Source organism: Achromobacter sp. HNDS-1, from assembly GCF_040084795.1.
Lineage (GTDB): Bacteria > Pseudomonadota > Gammaproteobacteria > Burkholderiales > Burkholderiaceae_B > Achromobacter > Achromobacter ruhlandii.
Map to the genome: position 1 here is coordinate 38,659 of NZ_CP157584.1, position 24,187 is coordinate 62,845.

The 24,187-nt window shown below is 67.3% G+C and carries 13 protein-coding genes and 1 pseudogene; 6 read left to right on the plus strand and 8 right to left on the minus strand.

What is annotated here, in order from left to right; translation table 11 throughout:
• Positions 1-112 precede the first annotated feature (112 nt).
• A pseudogene (locus tag ABFG95_RS00140) lies at positions 113-1,639 on the minus strand (methyl-accepting chemotaxis protein); the annotation flags it as partial.
• Between the two features lie 140 nt (positions 1,640-1,779).
• Between ABFG95_RS00140 and ABFG95_RS00145 the strand changes: the two are divergent.
• Both ABFG95_RS00145 and ABFG95_RS00150 read left to right on the plus strand, forming a co-directional pair.
• Entirely contained in the window at positions 1,780-2,940 is a 1,161-nt protein-coding gene (locus ABFG95_RS00145) for an acyl-CoA dehydrogenase family protein (RefSeq protein WP_049073513.1), read from the plus strand.
• Entirely contained in the window at positions 2,937-4,307 is a 1,371-nt protein-coding gene (locus tag ABFG95_RS00150; protein WP_348996071.1) for an MmgE/PrpD family protein, read from the plus strand. Before ABFG95_RS00145 ends, ABFG95_RS00150 begins: the two co-directional genes overlap by 4 nt.
• 146 nt (positions 4,308-4,453) lie before the next feature.
• Here ABFG95_RS00150 and rph read toward each other — a convergent pair whose 3' ends face one another.
• Positions 4,454-5,188 (minus strand): ribonuclease PH, encoded by a 735-nt coding sequence (gene rph / locus ABFG95_RS00155; RefSeq protein WP_348995263.1) that lies wholly within the window; start codon positions 5,186-5,188, stop codon positions 4,454-4,456.
• Positions 5,189-5,366: 178 nt separating this feature from the next.
• On the opposite strand from rph, the gene ABFG95_RS00160 reads away from it, so the two are divergent.
• Positions 5,367-6,296 carry a YicC/YloC family endoribonuclease gene (locus ABFG95_RS00160; RefSeq protein WP_278993401.1) on the plus strand — a complete coding sequence of 310 codons (930 nt, stop codon included), beginning with the start codon at positions 5,367-5,369 and terminating at the stop codon, positions 6,294-6,296.
• 81 nt (positions 6,297-6,377) lie between these two features.
• On the opposite strand, the gene ABFG95_RS00165 is transcribed toward ABFG95_RS00160, so the two are convergent.
• Both ABFG95_RS00165 and ABFG95_RS00170 read right to left on the minus strand, forming a co-directional pair.
• Complete coding sequence (locus ABFG95_RS00165) at positions 6,378-7,952, minus strand: amino acid permease (protein ID WP_063581706.1); 1,575 nt, start codon at positions 7,950-7,952, stop codon at positions 6,378-6,380.
• A 169-nt stretch (positions 7,953-8,121) separates the two neighbouring features.
• Entirely contained in the window at positions 8,122-9,618 is a 1,497-nt protein-coding gene (locus ABFG95_RS00170; RefSeq protein ID WP_348996072.1) for an AMP nucleosidase, read from the minus strand.
• Between the two features lie 213 nt (positions 9,619-9,831).
• Between ABFG95_RS00170 and ABFG95_RS00175 the strand changes: the two genes are divergently transcribed.
• From ABFG95_RS00175 to ABFG95_RS00185, 3 genes are all read left to right on the plus strand, one after another.
• Positions 9,832-10,179: a hypothetical protein gene (locus ABFG95_RS00175; RefSeq protein ID WP_348995264.1), complete on the plus strand. Its 348-nt coding sequence runs from the start codon at positions 9,832-9,834 to the stop codon at positions 10,177-10,179.
• Between the two features lie 58 nt (positions 10,180-10,237).
• Complete coding sequence (locus ABFG95_RS00180) at positions 10,238-12,325, plus strand: TonB-dependent receptor (protein ID WP_348995265.1); 2,088 nt, start codon at positions 10,238-10,240, stop codon at positions 12,323-12,325.
• Between the two features lie 212 nt (positions 12,326-12,537).
• Complete coding sequence (locus ABFG95_RS00185; RefSeq protein WP_054416668.1) at positions 12,538-13,131, plus strand: C40 family peptidase; 594 nt, start codon at positions 12,538-12,540, stop codon at positions 13,129-13,131.
• A 156-nt stretch (positions 13,132-13,287) separates the two neighbouring features.
• On the opposite strand, the gene ABFG95_RS00190 is transcribed toward ABFG95_RS00185, so the two are convergent.
• From ABFG95_RS00190 to ABFG95_RS00205, 4 genes are all read right to left on the minus strand, one after another.
• Positions 13,288-13,809, minus strand: a complete 522-nt coding sequence (locus tag ABFG95_RS00190) for a hypothetical protein (protein ID WP_144419127.1) — start codon at positions 13,807-13,809, stop codon at positions 13,288-13,290.
• Entirely contained in the window at positions 13,806-14,000 is a 195-nt protein-coding gene (locus ABFG95_RS00195; RefSeq protein ID WP_336727800.1) for a hypothetical protein, read from the minus strand. Before ABFG95_RS00195 ends, ABFG95_RS00190 begins: the two co-directional genes overlap by 4 nt.
• Positions 14,001-14,034: 34 nt before the next feature.
• Positions 14,035-14,487 (minus strand): hypothetical protein, encoded by a 453-nt coding sequence (locus ABFG95_RS00200; RefSeq protein ID WP_144655042.1) that lies wholly within the window; start codon positions 14,485-14,487, stop codon positions 14,035-14,037.
• Between the two features lie 459 nt (positions 14,488-14,946).
• On the minus strand, positions 14,947-24,162 hold the full coding sequence (locus tag ABFG95_RS00205) for a hemagglutinin repeat-containing protein (RefSeq protein WP_348995266.1): 9,216 nt from the start codon (positions 24,160-24,162) through the stop codon (positions 14,947-14,949).
• Positions 24,163-24,187 lie beyond the last annotated feature (25 nt).

A 24,187-nucleotide genomic window follows, 5' to 3' on the forward strand; every position in this document is an offset into this window, starting at 1 on the left:
GGAACACCGAGACCGCGCGCTGCAGGCCCTCGGCCTGCTGTTCCAGCGCGGCGGCGGCGGCCGCGGTCTGCTCCACCATCGCGGCGTTTTCCTGCGTGGCGCGCTCGATATCGGCGACGGCGTCATTGACCGAGGCGATGCCGGCGGCCTGCTCGGCGGTGGCGCTGGAGATTTCCGCCACGATCTGAGTCACGCGATCGACCGAGGCCAGCATGTCGCGCATGGTGTCGCCGGCCAGGTTGACCTGGCGCACGCCGGCCTCGACGCGCGCGGCCGAATCCTCGATCAAGCCCTTGATTTCCTTGGCCGCCTGGGCGCTGCGCTGGGCCAGCGAGCGCACCTCTCCCGCCACCACCGCGAAGCCCTTGCCCTGCTCGCCGGCGCGCGCGGCTTCCACCGCCGCATTCAATGCCAGGATGTTGGTCTGGAAGGCGATGCTGTCCACCACCCCCACGATTTCACCGATGCGGCGCGCGCTGTCGGCAATACCCTGCATGCTGGCCACGACCTCCTGCACGGCCTGACCGCCATGCCGGGCCAGCTGGGTCGCGCTGAGCGCCTGGCGGCTGGCCAGGTCGGCATTGCCGGCGGTCATCTGCACCGTATGCGCCAGCTGCGTCATGTTGGCCGCCGCTTCCTGCAGCGAGCCGGCCTGGCGCGCGGTGCGGTCCGACATGTCGGCGCCGCCGGCCGCGATCTCGCCCGAGCCCGTATGGATCTCCTCGACGCCATGGCGCACCGACGCCACCGCCGCCGACAGGCCGGTCTGCATGCGGCGCATGGCCGAATACAGCACGCCGATCTCGTTGTCGCCATGGACGGCGATGTGGCCGGTCAGGTCGCCGTCGGCGATGCGGTCGAAATGCGCGCCGGCCTCGTTCAGCGGCCGCAGGATGCGGCGGCGAAAGCCCAGCCGGATCAGTACCGCCAGCACCAGCACGAAGCCCAGCACCGCGGCGGCCACCACGGTCACGCGCTGCATGGTCTGGCTGGCGCCGGCCACCGCGGCCTGGCCCTGCTGGCGGGCGTAGGCCTGGTAGGCGTCAGCCTGCTTCACGTAGGCCGAGCCGGATGCCGGCAACACCTTGTCGACCAATCGATTCACCTCGATGCCGTTCCAGCCCTTGATGGCCTTGAACATGGGCGCCAGCGTCTGGTCGGCGAAAGCGGCATAGGCCGCCAGCGCCTGGTCGAACAACGGCGCGCCCTCGGCGCTGGTGTCGGGATTGGCGCGCAGCCGCGCCAGGCTGGCGGCGGCCTGCTTGAGCAGCGCGTCGGCGTGGTTCAGCGACTGGTCGCGGGCCTCTTCCAGCCCGCCCTCCATGGCGGTCTTGGCATCGGTCAGCGCGGCGCGCGCCTGGAACAGGCGGCTCGTCATGTCCGACAGGTCGCTGGCGCGCTCGATGCTGCCCCGGCCCAGCGCCTCGATGTCGGCGCGGTTCTCGCGCAGCACATGGATGCCGGCCGCCGCCGCCAGCGCGAACAGCGCCACGAACACCGCGAGAATGGCGGAAACCGCCGTCGTCACCCTAAGATTTTTCCGCATATCCATCCGTCTGTTGCATCGCCACCTGGGCGTATCCCGGCGATTATGGAGATGCAGTTTGGCAATTTCTTGACACAACCCCGCCCGCCACATGACGAACGGCCGTCACACAAATGCGCTTTTGCGAACAGGAACCCGGTATTAATGAATTGTGAATTGGCAGGCGCGGCGCCTTGCGGCACATTCGATCCTGTCCCGAATTCCATTTCATTGTCGACATCGCAGCCCACCCCATGCCTCAAGCCTCCCACGCCTACCAGGACATCCGCGAAGCCGTCCGCGACCTGTGCGCCCAATTCCCCGCCGAATACTTCCGCAAGGTCGATGAAGAACGCGGCTACCCCGACGCCTTCGTGCGCGCCCTGACCGAAGCCGGCTGGCTGGCGGCGCTGATTCCCCAGGAGTACGGCGGCTCCGGCCTGGGCCTGACCGAAGCCTCGGTCATCATGGAAGAAATCAACCGCAGCGGCGGCAACTCCGGCGCCTGCCACGGCCAGATGTACAACATGGGCACCCTGCTGCGGCACGGCTCCGAGGCGCAGAAGCGCGAATACCTGCCGCGCATCGCCGCCGGCGAGCTGCGCCTGCAGTCGATGGGCGTGACCGAGCCCACCACCGGCACCGACACCACCAAGATCAAGACCACCGCCGTGCGCCGCGGCGACCGCTACGTCATCAACGGCCAGAAGGTCTGGATCTCGCGGGTGCAGCATTCCGACCTGATGATCCTGCTGGCCCGCACCACGCCGCTGGACCAGGTCACGCGCAAGTCCGAGGGCATGTCGATCTTCCTGGTGGACCTGCACGAGGCGGTCAAGCACGGCATGTCGATCCGCCCCATTCCCAACATGGTCAACCACGAGACCAACGAGCTGTTCTTCGACAACCTGGAGATTCCGGCCGACAACCTGATCGGCGAGGAAGGCAAGGGTTTCAAGTACATCCTGGACGGCCTGAACGCCGAGCGCACCCTGATCGCTGCCGAGTGCATCGGCGACGGCTACTGGTTCGTCGACAAGGTCACCGCCTACGCCAAGGAGCGCATGGTGTTCGGCCGCCCCATCGGCCAGAACCAGGGCGTGCAGTTCCCTATCGCCCGCGCCCACATCAACGTCGAGGCCGCCAGCCTGATGCGCTACGAGGCCTGCCGCCTGTTCGACGCCCACGAGCCCTGCGGCGCCCAGGCCAACATGGCCAAGCTGCTGGCCGCCGACGCGTCCTGGGAGGCCGCCAACGCCTGCCTGCAGTTCCACGGTGGCTTCGGCTTCGCCACCGAATACGACGTCGAGCGCAAGTTCCGCGAGACCCGCCTTTATCAGGTCGCGCCGATCTCGACCAACCTGATCCTGTCCTACGTCGCCGAACACATCCTGGGCCTGCCGCGCTCCTTCTGACCATGACCCCCGACACCTCCCACCCCAGCGCCACCCTCGCCGCCTTCGCCGCCAACCTGCGCTTCGAGGACATCCCCGCCCCGGTGCTGCGCCGCGCCGAAGACCTGTTGCTGGACTGCCTGGCTTCGATCCTGGCGGGCGCCGCGTCGCGCCCGGTGCAGGCCATCGACCGCTACGCCGCCGCCATGGGGCCGGCGGACGGCCCCAGCGAGATCCTGATCAACCGGCGCCGCACCTCGCCGGTGTTCGCCGCCATGGTCAATGCCGCCGCCGCCCACGTGGTCGAGCAGGACGACGTGCACAACGGGTCGGTGTTCCACCCCGCGGCCGTGGTGTTCCCGCCGGTGCTGGCGGTGGCCCAGGCGCTGGGCCGTTCCGGCCGCGACCTGCTGGTGGCCGCCGTGGCCGGCTACGAAGTCGGCATTCGCGTCGGCGAATTCCTGGGCCGCTCGCACTACAAGATCTTCCATACCACCGGCACCGCCGGCACGCTGGCCGCCGCCGCGGCCACCGGCCGCCTGCTGGGCCTGTCGCCCGCCGCCATGCTGGACGCCTTTGGCTCGGCCGGCACCCAGGCCGCCGGCCTGTGGGAATTCCTGCGCGACGCCGCCGATTCCAAACAACTGCATACCGCCCGCGCCGCCGCCAACGGCATCGCCGCGGCCTATCTGGCGCAGGAAGGTTTCACCGGCGCGCGCCACATCCTCGAAGGGCCGCAGGGCATGGCCGCCGGCATGTCGAGCGACGCCGACCCGGCCCGCCTGACCGACCGCCTTGGCACGCGCTGGGCGCTGGCCGAAACCTCGTTCAAGTTCCATGCATCGTGCCGGCACACCCATCCGGCGGCGGACGCGCTGCAACAGGTGCTGCGCGAACACAAGCTGGCCGAAAGCGATATCGCGCGCGTGGTGGCGCACGTGCACCAGGGCGCCATCGACGTGCTGGGGCCGGTGGTCGATCCGCGCACGGTGCACCAGTCCAAGTTCTCGATGGGCACGGTACTGGGCCTGATCGCGCGCCAGGGCCGCGCCGGCCTGCCGGAATTCGACGCCGCGCTGGACGATCCGGCGGTGGCCGACTTCCGAGGCCGGGTCACGATGGAACTGGATCCGGAAGTCGACGGCGCCTATCCGCAGCGCTGGATCGGCAAGGTCACGGTGCATACGCGCGACGGCCGCGTGCTGCACGGCCGCGTCGACGAACCCAAGGGCGATCCCGGCAACACCCTGTCGCGCGACGAGATCGAAACCAAGACGCTGAGCCTGGGCCGCTATGCCGACGCCGCCACCGAGGCCGAGCTGCGCGGCCTGATCAAAGCGATCTGGGACCTGGAGCGGGCCGGCAAGGTGGGCGTTCTGCTGCCCTGAGGCCCCGCGCGCCCGCGGCGCGAGCGCCGGCAAACCAAAAACGGGATCACGCCGCGCTCGGCCGTGATCCCGTTCTGTTTGGCGCGCGCGGCGCCATTTCCGCCCCGGGCCGCGATGCATGCCCGAGCCGAAGCGTCCCCCGCCGCTTACGCCAGCGCCACCCGCTGCGCCCGCACCAAGCCGGCGATGCCGGTCTCGGCCAGGCCCAGCATCGCGTCCAGTTCGGCGCGCGTGAAGGTCGCGCCCTCGCCCGTGCCCTGCACTTCCACGAAGGCGCCGCCGCCCGTCATGATGACGTTGACGTCGGCGTCGCAGGCCGAGTCTTCCTCATAGTCCAGGTCCAGCACCGGGCGGCCCTGCACCAACCCGACCGACACCGCCGCCACCGCGTCGCGGATCGGGTTCACGGCCAGGTCGCCGCGTTGCATCAGCAGCGCCACCGCGTCGGACGCGGCCACCCAGGCGCCGGTGATGCTGGCGCAGCGCGTGCCGCCGTCGGCCTGCAGCACGTCGCAATCCAGGTGCAGCGTGCGCTCGCCCAGCGCCCGCATGTCGAACACGGCGCGCAGGCTGCGGCCGATCAGGCGCTGGATCTCCTGGGTACGGCCGCTCTGCTTGCCGCGCGCGGCCTCGCGGTCGCCGCGGGTGTGGGTAGCGCGCGGCAGCATGCCGTACTCGGCCGTGACCCAGCCCTCGCCCTTGCCCTTGAGGAATGGCGGCACCTTTTCCAGCACGCTGGCCGTGCACAGCACGTGGGTGTTGCCGGCCTTCACCAGCACCGACCCTTCGGCGTAGCGCGTGAAACCGCGCGCCAGGCTGAACGGCCGCAGTTCGTCGACGGCGCGGCCCGACGGGCGCGCAATGGCGGTGGCAGTGGTCATGACAAGGCTCCAATCAGATTCGGTTGGCGGCATTGTACGGGCTGGAATCGATGCCCCGGCCGGGTTTGGAGTATCCTGCCGCGATACACGGGCTGCATATACCCGCCCGGGTCCGCGCACGGCGGACCGGCGGAACCGGCGCGGCCCGATCCAAAACAAGCAACAGGATATCGACACCATGATTCGCAGCATGACCGCCTTCGGCAACGCCCGGGCAGACCTGGAACAAGGCACGCTGGCGCTGGAACTGCGCAGCGTCAACAGCCGCTTCCTCGACCTCTATTTCCGCCTGCCCGACGAGCTGCGCCACGTCGAGACGCCGCTGCGCGAACTGCTGACGGCGCAGCTGGCGCGCGGCAAGGTCGAGATCCGCGTGTCCTACACCCGCAACGTCAGCGCCGACCTGTCCAAGCTGGACCCCGCCTGGCTCGAAACCCTGGCCGAACAACTGCAGGCCGCGCGCCGCGTCCTGCCCGACATCGCGGCGCCTCGACTGGTCGAGCTGTTCAACTGGCCCGGCCAGCGCGCCAACGACGCGCTCGACCCGCAGGTCTGGGGCGCGGCCTGCATGCAGGCCGCCCAGGAAGCGCTCAAGCAGCTGCAGGAAGGCCGCGCGCGCGAAGGCGAACGCCTGGCCGGCATGATGCGCGATTGCGCCGATGGCGTGGCCGGCATCGTCGACCTGGTGCAGAACCACCTGCCCCAGCTGCTGGCCGACCACCGCGACAAGCTCGCCGCCAAGCTGCGCGAAAGCGTGGAAACGGCCTTCCCCGGCGGTTTCACCCATATCTCGGGCGCCGAATTGTCCGAGCGGCTGTCGCAGGAAGCCAACCTGTTCGCGCTGCGTATCGACGTCGCCGAGGAACTGTCGCGCCTGCGCTCGCACGTGGCGGAGCTGCGTCACCTGCTGACCGATGGCGGCGGCAAGGCCGAAGGCAAGAAAAACGCCGGCAGCGCCGGCAAGCGCCTGGACTTCCTGTTCCAGGAAATGAACCGCGAGGCCAATACGCTGGGCTCCAAGGCCGGCAGCATGGAAGTCACCCGCGCCGCCATGGACCTGAAGCTGCTGATCGAGCAGATGCGGGAACAGGCGCAGAACATCGAGTGACCCGCAAACGCCAAGGCCGCCGCAATCACTGCGGCGGCCTTGGCCGGATGCAAGAAGGCCGCGGAGTTCCGCGGCCTTTTCTCATCGCGCGTTGGTACCGGGCGCTGTCGCCGTCTCCGGCCCGACCGTGGCGGGCTCGCCGCGCAGGGCCGAATCCAGGTAGGCGCTGCGCGCCCGGGCGTCCGGGAACGTCATGTCCTTGTAGCTGACAAAGCGCGAACCCTTGACCAGCCGGTAGCCCAGCCAGATCAGCAGAAACAGGGGAATGCCGATATAGGTGGCGGCCACGCCGCCCCAGTCGATCCGATGCTCCAGGAAGGCCTGGTAGTTCTGCCCCAGCGTGATGACCAGGCACAGCACGAAAGCGAAGATCGGGCCGAACGGGAAGAACGGCGACACGTACGGCAGGTCGGCCAGGTTGCGGCCCTGCTTGACGTAGCCACGGCGGAACCGGTAATGGCTGATGGCAATGCCCAGCCAGGCGATGAAGCCGGTCATGCCCGAGGTGTTCAGCAGCCAGATATAGACCGCCTTGGGACTGAAGATGAACGAGAAGAAGCAAAGCGCCGCCACCACGGTGGTGGCCAGCAGCGCCCACAGCGGCACGCCGTTGCGCGCCACCCGGCCGAAAATACGCGGCGCCTTGCCGTCACGCGCCAGGCTGTAGAGCATGCGGGTGGCCGCGTACATGCCGGAATTGCCGGCCGACAGCACCGAGGTCAGCACCACCGCGTTCATGATCGAGGCCGCCGCCAGCAGCCCGGCGCGCTCGAAGATCAGCGCGAACGGACTGACGCTGACGTCGGTGACGTCGTTGCGCAGCAGGTGCGGGTCGGTATAGGGGATCAGCAGGCCGATCACCAGGATCGCCATCACGTAGAACAGCAGGATGCGCCAGAACACCTGGCGCACGGCGCGCGGCAGGTTGCGCGCCGGGTCCTTGGATTCGCCCGCGGCGATGCCGATGAGTTCGGTGCCCTGGAACGAAAATCCCACCACCATGGCCACCCCGATCAACGCCGCGAAACCGCCGGCAAACGGCGCGTCGCCCACCGTCCAGTTGGCCACGCCGCCATCCTCGCCGCCGCGGATGATGCCCAGCAGCATCATCACGCCCATGGCGACGAACGCCAGCACCGCGATCACCTTGATCAGCGCGAACCAGAACTCGGCCTCGCCGAAACCGCGCGCCGACAGCGCGTTCAGGCCGAAGGTGATGGCCAGGAACAAGGCGCTCCAGTACACCCCCGGCACGTCCGGAAACCAATACGCCATCACCAGCTGCGCGGCCACCAGGTCCACCGCCACCGTGACGGCCCAGTTGTACCAGTAGTTCCAGCCCAGCGCGAAGCCGAAGCCGTCTTCGACGTAGCGCGCGCCGTAGGTCGAGAACGACCCGGATACCGGCATCGCGGCGGCCAGTTCACCCAGGCTGGTCATCAGGAAATAGACCATCACGCCGATCAGCACATAGCCCAGCAACGCCCCGCCCGGTCCGGCCTGGGCAATGGTGGCGCCGGAGGCCACGAACAGGCCCGTCCCGATGGAGCCGCCCACCGCGATCATCGTCAGGTGGCGCGCGGACAGGGCGCGGCGCAATTCGGACGGTTCCGTCGTCCCTTTCTTGCCGCCGTCGCGGTGCGGGTCGTGTTCCATCAATGCCAAAGTCGTGTTCCTTCAGAGCGAAAAAGCCCCCGCGGATTGTGCCCCCGGGCGCCGTGGGATTTCCACGCAACGCGCGAGCATAGCGCAACTGCCCCCGGCCGTCGAAACGGCCGAAGGCGGGCGAGGATCCGTCCCCGCCCCGGATATCCCTGCTACGGGTCTATTGAAACGCCGTTTCCATGAAGGTGCGCAACTTGCGCGAATGCAGCCGCTCAGGCGGCATGTCGCGCAAGCGCTCCAGCGCCCGGATGCCGATTTCCAGGTGCTGGTTGACCTGGCGGCGGTAGAACGCGCTGGCCATGCCCGGCAGCTTGAGTTCGCCATGCAGCGGCTTGTCGGACACGCACAGCAGCGTGCCGTACGGCACGCGGAAGCGGAAGCCGTTGGCGGCGATGGTGGCGGACTCCATGTCCAGCGCGATGGCGCGCGACTGCGCGAAGCGCTCGACCAGCTCGACGTGGTCGCGCAATTCCCAGTTGCGGTTGTCGATGGTGGCCACGGTGCCAGTGCGCATGATGCGCTTGAGGTCCCAGCCGGACAGCCCGGCCACCTCTTCCACCGCCTGCTCCAGCGCCACCTGCACCTCGGCCAGCGCCGGCACTGGCACCCAGGTGGGCAGGTCGTCATCCAGCACGTGGTCTTCGCGCACATAGCCGTGAGCCAGCACGTAGTCGCCCAGGCGCTGCGAATCGCGCAGGCCGGCGCAGTGGCCCAGCATCAGCCAGGCGTGCGGGCGCAGCACCGCGATGTGGTCGGTGATGGTCTTGGCGTTGGACGGCCCCACGCCGATGTTCACCAGCGTGATGCCGGAATGGTCGCCGCGCACCAGATGGTAGGCCGGCATCTGCGGCAGGCGCTGCGCCTGGCCGTCGTCGGCCGGGCCGGATTCGCCGCGGCGGGTGATGCGGTTGCCCGGCTCCACCAGCATCTCGTAGTCCTCGTTGCCGCTGGCCATCAGCGCGCGGGCGCGGGCGCAGAACTCGTCGACGTAGAACTGGTAGTTGGTGAACAGCACGAAATTCTGGAAATGCGCCGGCGCCGTCGCGGTGTAGTGCTGCAGCCGGTGCAGCGAGTAGTCCACCCGTTGCGCCGTGAAGGGCGCCAGCGGCTTGGGTTCGCCGTCCTTGCCGCGCCATGAGCCGTTGACGATGGCGTCGTCCGTCACCGCCAGGTCGGGCACGTCGAACAGGTCGCGCAGCGGGCGCTTGAGCGCCTCCAGGTGCTCGCCTTCGACATACGCGCCCTCGGGGAAGGCGAAATGCAGCGGGATGGGCGAATCGGATTCGCCGACCTCCACCGCCACGCGGTGGTTCTGCAGCAGCTGGCCGACCTGCTCGATCAGGTAGTCGCGAAACAGCGCCGGCTGGGTGATGGTGGTCTGGTAGATGCCGGGTTCGGCCACGTGGCCGTACGACAGGCGGGTGTCGATGGGGTCGTAGGTCTCGACCAGGATGCGGATGGCGGGATAGTAGGCGCGGGCCCGTTCGCGGCCGCTGGACGAACCCTTCAGGACGTCGCGGAACGCGGCGCGCAGGAAGGCCGTGTTGCGCGCATAGATTTCGGCCAACCGGTCCACCGCCGCGACCGCATCGTGGTAGGGCTCGAAAGGAATCGCCTCGGGCCGGTTCATCGAGGACAAAAGGTGTACTGCGTTCATCATTGAGCTTGACTCCGCTTTCTTATGGTCTTCTTTCAGCGGCTGCTCTCGGCGATCAAGCCGGGAGGGCCGATGCCGACGATTATGCCCGAGCCTAGGACGCCATGAAGTGTCATATTCGGCCGCGGCGAGCGGCGCGACGGGGCGGACACATATCGCCACAGTCACAGAAACAATATATCATTCCGTTTTTCTCGTATTCCCCCCTTGCCCATGCCGCCGGCTCACCGTCTCCGCCCCGCTCCGCGCCTTGCCCGATGGGCGGCGCTGGGCTGGCTGTGCGCCTGCCTGCTGCTGTCTCCGCTGGGCGGCGTGCGCCACGTGCTGTCGCACCTGCAGGGCGCCCCGGCCTCCGGCCAGGACGATGCCCACGCGCCGGACAAGCCGGGACACTGCGACCTGTGCCATATCTGGGATCTGCTGGATGCCACGCTCCCGGCGTCCTTCGTCCCCGTCACCGGCAGCGCGCCCCGTATCGCGCCGCCCGCGCCGGCCCCGCGCGGCACCACCATCGCCGCCCTGCCCTGGTTCCAATCGCGCGCGCCGCCCGCCACGGCCTGACATCCGCCCGCCCGATTTCAACCGCGCCGCCCGCCGGGCGGCCACCAGGACTGCCACCATGTCTTTTGCTTCTTCCCACGCGGGGACGCGTTCGTCCCTGCGCGCCTTTTCCCTGAGCCCACTCGCCCTCGCCTGCCTGCTCGCCCTGCCGCAAGCCGCACGCGCCCAGGCCGCCGCCCCCGACGCCCCCACCCTGTCTCCCGTCATCATCACCGCCAACCCGCTGGGCAGCGAGGCGCTGGCCTCGCCATCCACCGTGGTGCAAGGCGCCGGCCTGGACCTGCGGCGCGCCTCGAACCTGGGCGAAACCCTCAATGGCCTGCCCGGCGTGTCGACCACCACCTATGGCCCGATGGTGGGCCGCCCCATCATCCGCGGCATGGACGGCGACCGCATCCGCCTGCTCAACAATGGCGTCGGCTCACTCGACGCCTCGTCCCTGTCGTTCGACCACGCCGTGCCGCAGGACCCGCTGACCACCAGCCGCGTCGAGATCCTGCGCGGCCCGGCCGCCCTGCTGTACGGCGGCAGCGCCATTGGCGGCGTGGTCAACACCATCGACAACCGCATCCCCACCGAACCCATCGACGGCATCCACGGCGACGTCGCCGGCAGCTACGGCGGCGCCAACAACGACCGCAACGGCGCGATCCAGCTCGAAGGCGGCGACGGCAACTTCGCCATCCACGCCGACGCCTTCAGCCGCAAGACCGGCGACCTGCGCATTCCCGGCTACGCCCGCACTTCACAGCAACGCGCGATCGACGGCCCCGACCGGGACCAGCCGCGCGGCACCCTGCCCAACAGCGACGGCCAGGCCAGCGGCGGCGCGCTCGGCATGTCCTGGACCGGCGACCGCGGCTACGCCGGCCTGTCCTACAGCGGCTACGACTCGAACTACGGCTCGGTGGCCGAGCCGGACGTGCGCATCAGGATGCGCCAGGAACGCTTCGGCTTCGCCAGCGAGCTGCGCGACCTGGAAGGCCTGTTCACCAGCGTCAAGATGAACTTCGCCTATACCGATTACCAGCACAAGGAAATCGAGGACGGCGAAACCGGCACCATCTTCAAGAACCGCGGCTACGAGGCCCGCATCGAGGCCCGCCACGCCGACATCGGACCGCTGCGCGGCGTGGTCGGCCTGCAACTGGGCCAGACGCGCTTCTCGGCGCTGGGCGACGAAGCGCTGGTGCCCACCACCGACACCGATTCCGTCGCCTTGTTCGCGCTGGAGGAATGGAAGATCAACGACCGCCTGACGCTGAGCGCCGGCGCGCGCGCCGACCACACCCGCCTGACGCCCGGCGGCGGCAACGAGCGCTTCGACGGCTCCAACCGCCGCACCTTCACCGCCGGCAGCTTCTCGCTGGGCGGCATCTACAAGCTGGACAGCGCCTGGTCGGTGGCCGCCAACACCGCCTACACCGAGCGCGCGCCCACCTTCTACGAGCTGTACGCCAACGGCCCGCACGCCGCCACCGGCCAATACCTGGTGGGCGATCAGAATCTGGCCAAGGAACGCGCCTGGTCCGGCGACCTGTCGCTGCGCTACAAGAAGGACGCCGACAGCGCCAGCATCGGCGTGTTCTACAGCCGCTTCTCCAACTACCTGGCCGAAATGAACACCGGCCGTTTCCGCAACGATGACGGCGACCTGGTCGCGGCCGGCGATGACGGCGCCCTGCCCGAGGCCCGCTACCAGGGCGTGTCCGCGCGCCTGTACGGCGTGGAAGCCGAAAGCAGCACGCGCGTGCTGCAATCGGGCGGCCACAAACTGGACCTGGGCCTGTCGGGCGACTACACCGTGGCCCGCAACAGCGACACCGGCCGCTCGCTGCCGCGCATTCCGCCGCTGCGCCTGCGCGTGGCGCTGGACTACGGCTATGGGCCTTACAGCGCCGGCGTCAGCGTATCCAAGGCCTTCGCCCAGCACAGCCGCCCGGACAACGACACAGCCACCGCCGGCTACTACAGCCTGGACGCCAACGCCGGTTACCGCTTCAAGGTTGCGGCGGTGCAATGGCAGGCCTACGTGCGCGGCATCAACCTGACCAACCAGGACATCCGCTACGCCACGTCGGTGCTGCGCGACGTCGCTCCCGAGGGCGGCCGCGCCGTGATGGTCGGCCTGCGCGGCAGTTTCTAAGCCCCACGCCTGGCGCCCGTTACCTTTTCCTGACGGACCGAGGTAACGGGCGGGACGCGAGAATGCTGCATTGCACTACAAATGTAATGAAACTTTATTCCATTACAATGCGATGGCAGTTCGTGAAGCTCAAGCCTCCCCTGCCCCCTTTCCGCCGGCTTGTCCCCCCGGGACGAAGCCATGCCGCCCACTCCGATTCCTGAAGTGACGTAATGACGCCGCCTACGCGAAAAGCCCGCTTTGCCTTTTTCCGCCTCCCCGCTTTGCTGTCAGCGCCCCTGCTGGCCCTGACGTTCTCCTGGTTACCCGGCGCCGCCCAGGCGTCCATCCCCTCCGAACAAGCCCGCGCCACCCTGTCCGGCCTGAGTCTGGCGCAGGAACCCACCGTGCCCACCCTGCGCGAACGCGTGGTGCAAGCCGGCCTGGCCGCCATCGGCACGCCCTACAGCTGGGGCGGCGACGACGCCGCCGAAGGCTTCGACTGCAGCGGCCTGGTGCTGTACGTGTTTCGCGAGATCGCCGGCCTGGAACTGCCGCGCACCGCGCGCCAGCAGCGCACCCAGGGCGATACGGTCAACAACAAGAAACAGCTCAAGCCCGGCGACCTGGTGTTCTTCGCCACCCGCGGGCGCGGCATCACCTCGCACGTGGGTATCTACATCGGCCAGGACAAATTCGTGCACGCCCCGCGCCGAGGCGCCAAGGTGCGCGTGGACGAGATGAAGAATCCGTACTGGTCCAAGCGCTATCTCGGCGCGCGCAGCTACATCGATACGGCCAAGGGCCAGATGCTGGCGCAGAAGTAAAATCCTGCATAAAGGGCCGCGGCGCGGTGCGGCGCGCGCTTGCAACCCCCCACCGAGGGCGCGGCCTTGTCGCGAGGCCGCCGGCGCCATCGCTCGGCGGCACTCTTCGATTCAGCACGGCCGGCACCAGGTCGGCGGTATTGTTGGCACGCGCCATTACTCAACGCGTTCCTTGCCGCGACGCGTAAAATGCCGCGGCGGCGGGCGATCCCCCAGCGATTGCGGCGGCCACACGTCCGACGCCCATGTTGGCCACGATCCGCCGTTTGGCGCGGGAGGCGGTGGACCGCATTCCTCTAGTTGGTGGCACGGGGGAACAAGCTGGTAGCCCTTTTTCTGCATGCAGCGTTTAAGCTCATCGTGCAATGCCATTGTCTCGCTACGATACCGTTCATCATTAACAGTAAGCTTGCTCTCGTCCTTAATATAGTAGCTTCCGTCTTTATCTCCACCGCACTCTTTCCAATCCACCCAACGGGCTTCCTCTGTTTGGCCATTGAGCGGCCAATACATCTCCATCGGTAGGACCACGTGCTCAACCCACGCGCTCAACACGGGGTCACAAAGGGTTTGCGACTCGGTGATGCTGCACAAATACCCCCTTTTGTTGATATAGAAGCAGCCAGTCATCGACAGCAAAAAAGCGGAGACAAAAAATAGCCTTATCGTCGTTTTCATCGCTTCATCCTCAACAAAATGTCCAGCGCTTCCCATGCCTGGGGCGGCAGCGCTTCCGATAACGCAAAGGGAGTAGCGGGCAGGAGCGCAATGCCGGTCCAGGTTTCGTACATACCTTTCTGCAAAGACGTCAGGCCACGCCTGGCATTGCCCTGCTCGTCGTAAAAGCCGCTCACAGTGCCGCCGATCAAGTCATGCGAGCCACCACTGGCTTCGTGCGCCAGGTCAAGAACTCGCCCAGGCGAATACAGAAAACCGAGAAGCGTTCCAGGCCTGCCCTGGGTTGCCGCCAGTGGGGCCGGGCACGTCCTTGCCTTCACCGCATGACGGATATGCGCGCTTCAATTCGCTATCGCATTCGCCGACGAAGGTGTAGTTTTTTGCCTCCATGCAGAGTCGGATGCGATTGAATAATGCCATCGACTCTCTCCAATACTCCTCATGGGTTCGTGTTTTCTCGTCAATATCATACGATCCATCTTTCGCACCGCCGCACTCTTTCCAATCCTTCAATCGGGCCTTATCAGTTTGGCCCGTGAATAATCCATAATCTTCCACGCGGAGATTCGCTTTATATATATCCCAGTGCGCATTGTCAGCGCAGGCATTCGGCCCTTGTATGGGGCAGCAACCAGCCGCCAACAGAGAAAAAAATAGAGGAAAGGATAATTTCGTCATCTCTTTTATCGCTTCAATATCAGAAGATAAATATGCAGGGCAACCCAGACAAGGTAGCTGGAAGCATGTCAAAAAAGGGTTTTTTGCCCGCAGCGCATTATCAAGGCGCCCCGCAAGACGGAAATGTGCGCCTGAATTCGCTATCGCATTTTCTGATGTACTGATAATTCTTCGTTAGCATGCACCGTTGAATACTCTGAAGCCTTGACCTTGAATCTGCGGCGTGAAACCACCCATCAGGGTCTCCACCGCAACTGACCCAATCTTGTGATCGTGATTCACTATCCGAACCCACCCAGTAGTCTCGAAGAGGAGTGGGATACATTGCCTCTCTATACGTATTCGGGTAGCAAGAATTCTGCGACGTCGTAATGCCACATAACCGCCCCTGTTTGGTGATGTAGCAGCCAGCCACCGGCAGCAGAAGAACAGAGACAAAAAATAGTCTGATCATCGTTTTCATCGTTTCATCCTCAACAAAATGTCCAGCGCTTTCCATGCTTGGGGCGGTAGCGCTTCTGATAGCGCAAAAGGAGTGGCTGGCACGAGCGCAATGCCGGTCCAGGTTTCGTACATACCTTTCTGCAAGGGCGTCAGGCCACGCCGGGCATTGCCCTGCTCGTCGTAAAAGCCGCTCAGAGTGCCTCCAATGAAGTCATGCGATCCGCCATAAGCCTCGTGTGCAAGATCAAGAACTCCCCCTGGCGAATACGCAAGACCGAGAAGTGTTCCGGGTCCGCCCTGATTTCCGCCTGTGGGGCCGGGCACTTCCTTCCCTGGGTCGGATTCGAGAAACTTGGCCAACGACATTTCAGCCCCGGATGGATCAAACTGGACGCGCCCGTTTCCATCCAACTCAAGCTTCGGAATGCCGTTTTCATCGAGTACGGGCTGGTTGTTGGCATCGTGCTGAGTCTTGCACTGTTTATTTGCAGATCCACACAAAATATCCAGCACCACCCGCGTCCCCGCCGTCTTAAACCCATCGCCCCGAATACCCGCACTTTCCCCGCTCTTGTTATCCAGCGTCGTCTCGCCATCGGTAATCCCCGCGAACTTCTTCGAATCCGCGATCGTGTACCGCCGCATACGGTCGGCCGCCTCCGACAAACCCGCTTGCAGCGCCGCCACGCCGCCCGAGCCGCCCAGCGCGCCCACCGCCACGTTCAGCAGCCGCTCCTGCGTATTGATCTCGTTGATCTGTGCCTGAAGCGCCTTGATCTTTTCAGGGTCTTCCGTGGCCTTGATCTGCTGGCGCAGTTCCGCGCGTTTCTGTTCCGCATGGCGTTCGATGGCGGCGCCGGCCTGCTGGCCGAACGCCGCGACGATTTCCGCTTCGGCCTGCACTTGCCGGCGCAGCTTGTCGGCGTCCCATTTTTTCGTCAGGCCGCCGGCCCCATCGGCCGCCCGCGCGCCTCGATCCAGCATGGCCAGCACCTGCTCGGCGGTCTTGCCGGTGCGTTCCCACTGGGCGTTCCTGTCGATGATGGTCACGGCCGCGCCGCTGATGCCGCTGTGCGTCACGCTGCTTTCACTGCCCTTGCGCACGCTCATGCCTGGCGCGCCGGCGCTGACGCTGTTGCCGAAGTTCCGCGCCGACCAGGCGTCACCTTTGTCCGCGACATTGCTGGCCGCGGCCTCAACCGCCTTGCTGGCGCTGCCTTCTTCCTTACCGACGCTGCCTTCTTTCTTCGCGGGGGACGCCTTGTCATCGCCGGCAACGCTAAAGCCTCCCGACAGGCTCACCCCTGTCGCCTTGTACCGGCTGCGGTTCTCGATGTCGCTAACGCTCAGGCTGCCCGTCGTCACGGTATTCACTCTCCGCTTCACCGCCACTTCGGACGAGGCGATGGCCGCGCCCTTGAGGTCGGTGTTGCCCTGGACGCGGACCGTGAAGCCGTCGTCGCCCGCGTCAAGGCGCGACTGCTCGACGACGCTGGCGAAATCGCCATCCACCTTGTTGCTGGCGTAACTGCCGCTGGCGGCGAACCCCACCCCCGCCGTCACGCTGCCGCCGATCTGGGTGTCGCTGCTCTTGAATCTACTGGCGTCCTGCAGGCTCTCGATGCTGAGATTGCCGCCCGCGTCGGCCACCACCTGCCTGCCGCTGGCGACCGCGCCGCGCAGGCGGGTGTCGCCGCCGGACTCCAGGGCCAGGCGTTCGCCGGCAGTGACGTGGCTGTTGGTCCAGGTCACGTCCCTGCCCTCGCCCCGGCCCCTGGCCCCGCTGGCGTTGGCGGTCGCGCCGAAGGCCAGGCCGTTTTGGCCAACGGATATCGCCACGCCGACCCCCGCGCTGACGCTGCTGCTCTTGCGGTCGGTTTCGAAGGTGTTCCTGGCCGCCAGCAGATTGATATCGCCATCGGCCTTGAGCACGGCGTCCCCGCCCGCGCGGATGTCGCTGCCGCGCACGGTCAGGTTGGAATCCGGCCCGCCGCTGGCGTCGATGCGCACATCGCCGCCAGCGGCCACGGCTGAACCGGCCGCCGTATCGGTAGTGGCGGTGGATTTGCTGTCGCTTTTACTGGCGCCAACGGTGATCGAGATATTGACGCCGCCGGCCGACTGCGGGTCGGCCTGGACCGCATCGTAGGCGTTCTTGGCCGCCAGCCCCGTGGCCGCGCCTGCCAACACCTGCATACGTCCGTCATTCGTCTGGCCGGCAGCGCGCTTCATCTGCCCGGCGGTCTCAATGGCCGACAACACCGGCGCGGAAATCGCCACGGTCAGGCCGGACTGGCGGAACTTGCTCTGTTCCACGCGCTTGCCGGTTTCCCGCGCGTCGACGATATCGACCTTCTTGGCCTGGATATCGATGCCGCCCTTGGGCGCCAGGACATGGCTGCCGGTCTGCTGGTAGTGGCCGCCCGCCACCAGGGTCACGTCGCCGGCCGTGGAACCCACGGTTGAGGCCGCCGCATGGGTACTGGCGTCCCGGCGGTCGCCGCTTTGCATCTGGCTGCCGATGGTGAAGGCGAGCCCCCCGTTGTAGAGGAAGCCGCTTTTCCGGTTTTCCTTGAAGTGGCTTTCCTGGCTGGTTTCGGAGGCGGCCAGGAGGGTCAGGTTGTTGTTGGCCACGATGGCCGTGCCGGCATCGGAGACGACGTTGCTGCCGGTGATGGTGACGTTCTCGCCCCGGATGGCGACGGTGTTGCCGCTGAAGGTGCTGGATAGCGCCGTGGTCTCTTCCAGGCTGTCGCGGGTCGTCTTCGTGCTGGAGCCCAGCAGGCTCTTGGACGAATGGCGATGGCCTTCGGCCCAGTTGCGGTTCGCTTTGCCTGCCAGGATATTCACGTCGCCCCGCGCAACGGCAACCAGGGCCCCCTGCTCGCTGGTGACAGCGCCCGCGGTGCTACTCAGATCGCGGCCAGCCTGCAGGCGCACGTCGCCGGCCGTGGTGATGGTGCTGCCGACATCCTGCTCGTAACCCTGCCTGAGATAGTTGCTGGCATCGCGTACGTTGTTCTCCTGCTCGGCAATCGTGACGGTGCCCAGCGTCAGGTCCCGCCCGGCGACCATGGCGGTCTGACCATCCTTGCCGCGGTTGCCGACCCGGGCCGCGATCAGCTTGGCGTCACGCCCCGCCGAGGCCAGCAGGAGGCCATTCGGGTTGGTGACGTAGAGACCGGCCACGCGATCCAGGTTGGTCCGGCTGAAGTCGCTGCGTCCGGCCCGCGTGGCGCCGCCGCGAGTGGTGCTGACCACGTTGAGGTCGCGTCCGGCGCCGAGCCGCAGCGTCGAACCGGCATCCAGCGTGCCGCCGATACTGTCGATGTCGGCGCGGGCGCTGAGCGCCACGGCATCGGCGGTGATGCGGCCGCCGAGAATGCGCAGGTTGTCGCCGCTGAGATTGACCACCGCGCGTCCCGCAATGGCGCCGGAATTAACGAGATCGCCTTTCAGGTTGAGATCGATGGCGCTGGCGGCCAGCAGGGTGCCGTTGCCGTCGATGTCGCCTGGCTGTACGCGGACATAGACCTGCGGCACCAGGGCGCGCGTGATACTGCCGTCGGCCAGCGTCACGTCGCGTTCGACCAGCCAGACGATATCGCTGGTGAGCTGCGCCATCTGCCTGGCGCTGAGCGCCACGCCGGGACGCAGATTCCATTCCTTGGCGTAGGTGACGCCGGCATCCAGCAAGGCCTGGTACTGCGCGTCGTCGCTGGCGTAGTTCGCGAGGAATCGGCGGCCCGTCAACTGGCCTATCTGGTCGCGCACCAGCTTCTGCTCGTAAAAGCCATCGCCCAGCCGCTTATGCACCGCGGCCGGGTCATGGCCGAGCTGTGACAGCATGTAGTCGGAACTGAGCCAGTTGCGGTAGTCGGCGAAGCGCGGGTCGGTTTCGATGAGGTAGCCGGCGGCGTCGGGGCCAGTGCGGAACAGGCTGTTGGCAGGTGCGGCTGTGTCGATCTGGACCGTACGAATGATCGTCACCGCGTTGCTGTTAGCACCTGTCACCCCCTGTGCGGGGCCCCGGACGGGAGCATTGAGGTCTGTGACGTGTGGGCCCGTGACAGTGGCGGGACTGTCGACGTTGTTTACGCCAGCCCGGACTTCCGTTATCTGTCCAGGGCCGATAGTGCCCGTGGCACGGACGAGGCCGCCCTCGATGGCGCTGCCGACCTGATGGTCCCGGCGGTCAGTCACCCTCAAGCCGCTGCCTGCGCCTGCGGCGTGTTGCGCGACGCTTGAAACATTGAGGTCGAACGTTGTCGCAATGTCCTTGGGGGCGTAGGCAATCTTTCCGCGCCATTTGCGCTGGTGGTAGCGTCTACCGCCACCGCGCCACCTTGAGTAGGTGTACTGGCTGGTGCCGGTCTGGTGGATTACGTGTTCGCCAACGGCGGCTACATTGTCGAGGCGATCCAGATCGCCCTGCAGAGTGGCGCCGGCGGCAATGCGGCTTTTGTCGTTGACAAGCCCGTCACCGCGCAGGGTCATATTGCCGCCCGCGCGGATGAGCGCCGGCGCGCTTTCGATCACCTGCGTTTGGTACTCGGTCTGCTTTACGTCGTATTGGGTCCAGTCGTGAATCTTCGCGCCAGTTTCCCTGTGGCGATAACGATTGGCATGGCTCCAGTGCTCCCAGCGGTATTCGCTGGCATCGTGTTTTTCGGGATCGCCTTCAGGCTGGATGTACAAATACCTGGTCGGGCCGCTGATCCGTGCCAGCTCCGTGCGGAAATGCAGGTTGCGATTAAGCAGGCGAGCGCTGTCGATGGTCAGCCCCCCCAGCGATTCGATGGTGGCGCTGTCGTTAAGGATGAGACTGGCGCGGCCAGCCGCCTGGGTGTCCGCGTCCAGCGTGCCGCCGATGTTCAAGGCATCGCTGCCGCCGCCCGCGCTGAATATCAGGGCATGCTCGCGGTTGTCGAGCGTGCTGGCGCCGATATCCAGCCGGCCGCGCGCGGCGATGACGGCGGCGCGGCCGCCTTCCTCGCGGTTGCTGACCGTGCCCCCCTTGATGGCCAGGTGGTCGCCATGGATGCGGCCGGTGCCGACGTTGTCGAGCGTGCCGGCCTCGATCCGGGCCTGGCCGCCGTCGATGAGGCCACGGTTGGTCAGGGTGTCGAGCGCAACGACCGTGGCGCGGCCGGCGCTCATTTCGCCGGTGGCGGTGTTGTGGACGTTGGCGCCGCGCGCTTCGAGGTCGCCCGCCCGAAGCAGGCCGCGGTTGGTCAGCAGGCCGGCGGTGCTGATGCGCGCGCGACCGTTGGCGGTGATCTCCTTGAGGTTGGTGAAGTCCTGCTGGAGGATGAGGCTCGAATCTCCCTTGGACAGCAGGCTGCCGTCGCCGCCCAGGCTGTCCGCGGTGACGCTGAGCGACTTGCCCGCCAGCAGCGTGCCGAGCGGGTTGAGCGCCCGGTTGACCCCCACCTCTATGCCGCCGCCGGCGGTGACGGTGCCGCGCGTGTTGTCCAGGACGCTGTCCGTGCCCGCGCCAAGGATCCCGACGTGGGTGTCGGCGACAATGGCGCCGGCGGTGTTGTCGATGCGGTTCGCGGACAGGGCCACGCTGTCGCCCTGCAAACCGAGGGGCTTGTTGGCCTGCGCGCCCTGCGTGTCGCGGTTGAAAATCCGCGCGGCGCTGACCGTCAGCCCGTCGCCGGCGGCCATCAGGCCAGCGTTGTTGTCCGCCACGCCTGATAGGTGGACGTTCAGGTCCCGGCCTGCCCGGACCCGGCCGCCACCGTTGCTGAGCGCGGCGCCAGCGATATCGACATGGGCATTGCCGCCCAGTTGGCCGGCAGTGTTGTCGATGCCGCCGCTACGGATGAGGGCATCGCCCTGGCTGTGCACGATGCCGCCGCGATTGTCCAGGCTGCCGCTGGCAAGCGCCAGCGCGTCGCCGCTGAGCACGCCGCCCGTGTTGCCGGCGCCGGTGTTGGCCAGCGACTGGCCGTGGGTGTCCACGCGCATCCCTTGCGCCGACTGCAACAGGCCGCCAGCGTTGTTCAGGACGCCGCTGTCCGCGCTGAGTGTGCCGCGGGTGCTGGCGATGGTGCCGCCGCCATTGTCGAGCGAGCCCAGCCGGGTATCGACTTCGACATTGGCCCCGAGCACCGTGCCACCGGCATTGCCGAGCCCCGCCGCGGCCACGCGGACATCGCCGCCGCCTTGCAGCGTGCCGCCTGCGTTCTCGATACGGCCCTGGGTATCCACGTCGAGCTTGCCGTCGGTGGAGACGATCAGGCCGGCGTCACGGTTGACCAGCGTGCCCGCCCTGACGGCGAGGTCTTCGGCGCTGACCAGCTTACCGCCCCGGTTGTCCACGGCATCTCGGACAATGGCGGTCAACGGGCCGGCGGCATTGACCGCGCCGCCACGGTTGTCCAAGGAGCCGGCGCTGACATCGGCCTTGCCGGCGCTGGCAACGAGGCCATCGCGCCGGTTGTCCAGCGTGCTGCCGATGTACACGGCCAGGCCGGCGGCGCTGGACGTCTGCACCTTGCCGCCCAGATTGGCCATTTCGCTCGCCGTGACGATGGCGGCGCCGGCCGCGACCAGGGCGCCACCGGTGTTGTCCAGCATGCGCGTCACATCGATGCGGGTCGCGGCATCGCCAGCCGCCCGCACCGTGCCGCCACGATTGATGAGCGCGCCAGCCTGGAGCGCCAGCGCGCCGTTGCCGGCCAAGGCGCCGTCAGTGTTGTCGAGTCGGTCAGTGACGGTGAAGTGGCTCGCGTCCGTGCCGGCGGCCGATACCGTGCCGCGGGCATTGTCGAGAGACTTGGCGCGGAGATCCACGGCGCCGTTGCCGGCGATAGTGCCGTCGCGGTTGTCCATCGCGCCGCGGACCGTGAGTTCCAGCGGCTGGCCGCCGCTGGCCACGAGCGAGCCCTTGGCGGTGGTCAGCGTGCCGGTGTTGACGGTGATGGCCTTGGCCCGCGTGGTGGCGCCGGTCAGGTCGGTCGTTTCGCCTTTCAGGCTCAACGCGCCGTGGCTGGCAATCGTGGCGTTCTCGCCGCGCAGCGTTTGGGCCTGGATGTCGAGGCGGCCGTCGCCAACTTCCAGGATGCCGCCCTCCGAATTGCGGAGGGCGCCGGCGCGAATGTCCAGGTCGGCATTGCTGGCGAGCGTGCCCCCGTTGCCGTTATCGAACATACCGGCCACGTCGATGCGGTTGGCCTGGTTGCCGCCGGCGAAGAGCTTGCCGCCACGGTTGTCGAATGACAGTGCAGCGAGGTCGATCCGGGCGGCGCTGAGCGTGGCCCTGCGATGGTCGCCGTCCCCCAGGCGCAGGGTGGCGGCACCGGCCGTGGCCGTCTCGCCGCCCACGCCGCTGAACGCGCCGGCATTGACCTGCAGGCCTCCGTCGCCGGCATGGGTGATGTGGCCACCGGTGTTGACCAACTGGCCGGCGTCCAGAGTCAGGCGCTTCGCATTGCTGGCCAGGGTGCCCTCGCTGTTGTCGAGTTGCCCCTTGACCTTGATGTGCGTGTCGGCCTCGTCGCTGTGCTGGAAGATGCCGGCGCGGTTGGAAAAGTCCTGCGCGCTCAGGGCAACGGGACCGGCCAGCTGCATCAGGCCGGCATCGTTGTTGAGTTGGCCCGCCGCGATGCGCGCCTCGGCGACCTTGAATTCGCCCTTGCGGTTGCCGAGGTCGCCGCCGCTCACGTCGAGCCGCCGCGCGCCAAGATGGCCGCCATCGTTGTTAAGGCCTGCCCTGGCCGTCACGTCGATATCGCCGCCGGCCAGGATGCGACCGCCGTCGTTGTCCAGCGCGGACGCGATGTTCAGCACGCCGCTGGCCAGCGGCGCGACGCCGGCGCCGGGCTGGCCACCGTCGCCGGTGCCTTCAGCCGGCGCACCGCTGCCGGTGCCCCCCGCTTTTCCGTCCGCTTCTCCGCCCGTGGCGCTGCCATTGCCCGTGTTGCCGTCGCTGTCCGGCGTAGCGCCGGTATCGGCTGCCGCCAGCCCGATACGGCCTCCATCGCGATTGCTCAGCCGCGCGGCGTGCAGCGCCATGTCCTGTGTGCCGGTCTGCTCGATGGCGCCGCCGCGGTTCTTCAGCGACTGGGCGTTGGCCTCGATACGCCGTGCATTGAGCGTGCCGTTGCTGTTGTCGATGTCCTTCGGCGTGCTGACCGCCAGTTCGCGGCCGGCGCTGACCGTGCCGGCATTGGCAAGGCCGCCGCTCGCGTCGATGCGGGTGTGGGTCCTGGCCTGCATCGTGCCGCTGTTTTCCAAGCGGCCATCGACGGTGACGACCAATTGACCGGCCTGAGCGCCGAGCGTGCCGGCGTTGCGCACGCCAACACCGTGCTCGGTGCCCACCAACACGATTTTCTGGCTGTACATGCCGCCGAGCGCGCCAACGTCCAGCGCGAAGGCCGGCGCATCGCCGCTGGCGGCGGTTTTCTGCACCTTGCCGTGGTCGGCGCTGACCTCGTTGGTCCCGGTGGTGACCTGGAGTTGCCGCGCCCAGATGCCGGCATTGGCCTCCACGGAACGGGCGATCAGGTCCGTATAGTTGGCGGCACTGGCGTCCATGCCTTTGCCGTCGACCCGGATGGCGCCGCCTGCCACGCGATAGCCTTCCAGCGATCCGCCGTTGATGATCGGCTTGCCGGTGGTGAGGGTGGCGCGGTCGGCGTTGATGAAGCCGCAGCCGTCGCAGGAAATGCCCGCCGGGTTGGCGATGACCAGTTGCGCGCGGTCGCCGGCCACTTCCACGTAGCCGCGCAATCGGCTCGGGTCGCTGGCGTTCACTTCATTGAGGATGACGCGGGCGGTGCCGCGCGCCAGCCACGGGTTGCCTTGTACCCAGCCGCCCAACTGCGTCTGCGTGTTGACGCGCGCGTTGTTGAGGATGGCGCCCTGCTGGTCGACGTCGAATTGCCTGTAGGTATTGCGCGAGACGCCAGCGGCGCTCGGCGTCTGGATGTTCACCAGGGGCACGCCGTTGGCGGCCTCCAGCACTGTCGGGCGCTGATTGCCGGGAGCGCCGGGGTCGGCCACGACCTGGGCGTTCGCCAGCGGCACGATGACGGCTTGGCCGAACGCGAGCGCCAGCGCAACGCGCAAGGGTCTTACTGTGGCAAGGAACCTGCTGCCGGCGGCGGCGACGTATGCGCGGCTCGCGCCCGGCCCATCGCGCCGGGCAATCTCCGCGACGACCTGGAACAGGCCCAACGCCAGGTTGAAAACGACGCGATAAAGGTTCTTGTTCATGTGATCACTGCCCTTGCCTGCGCGG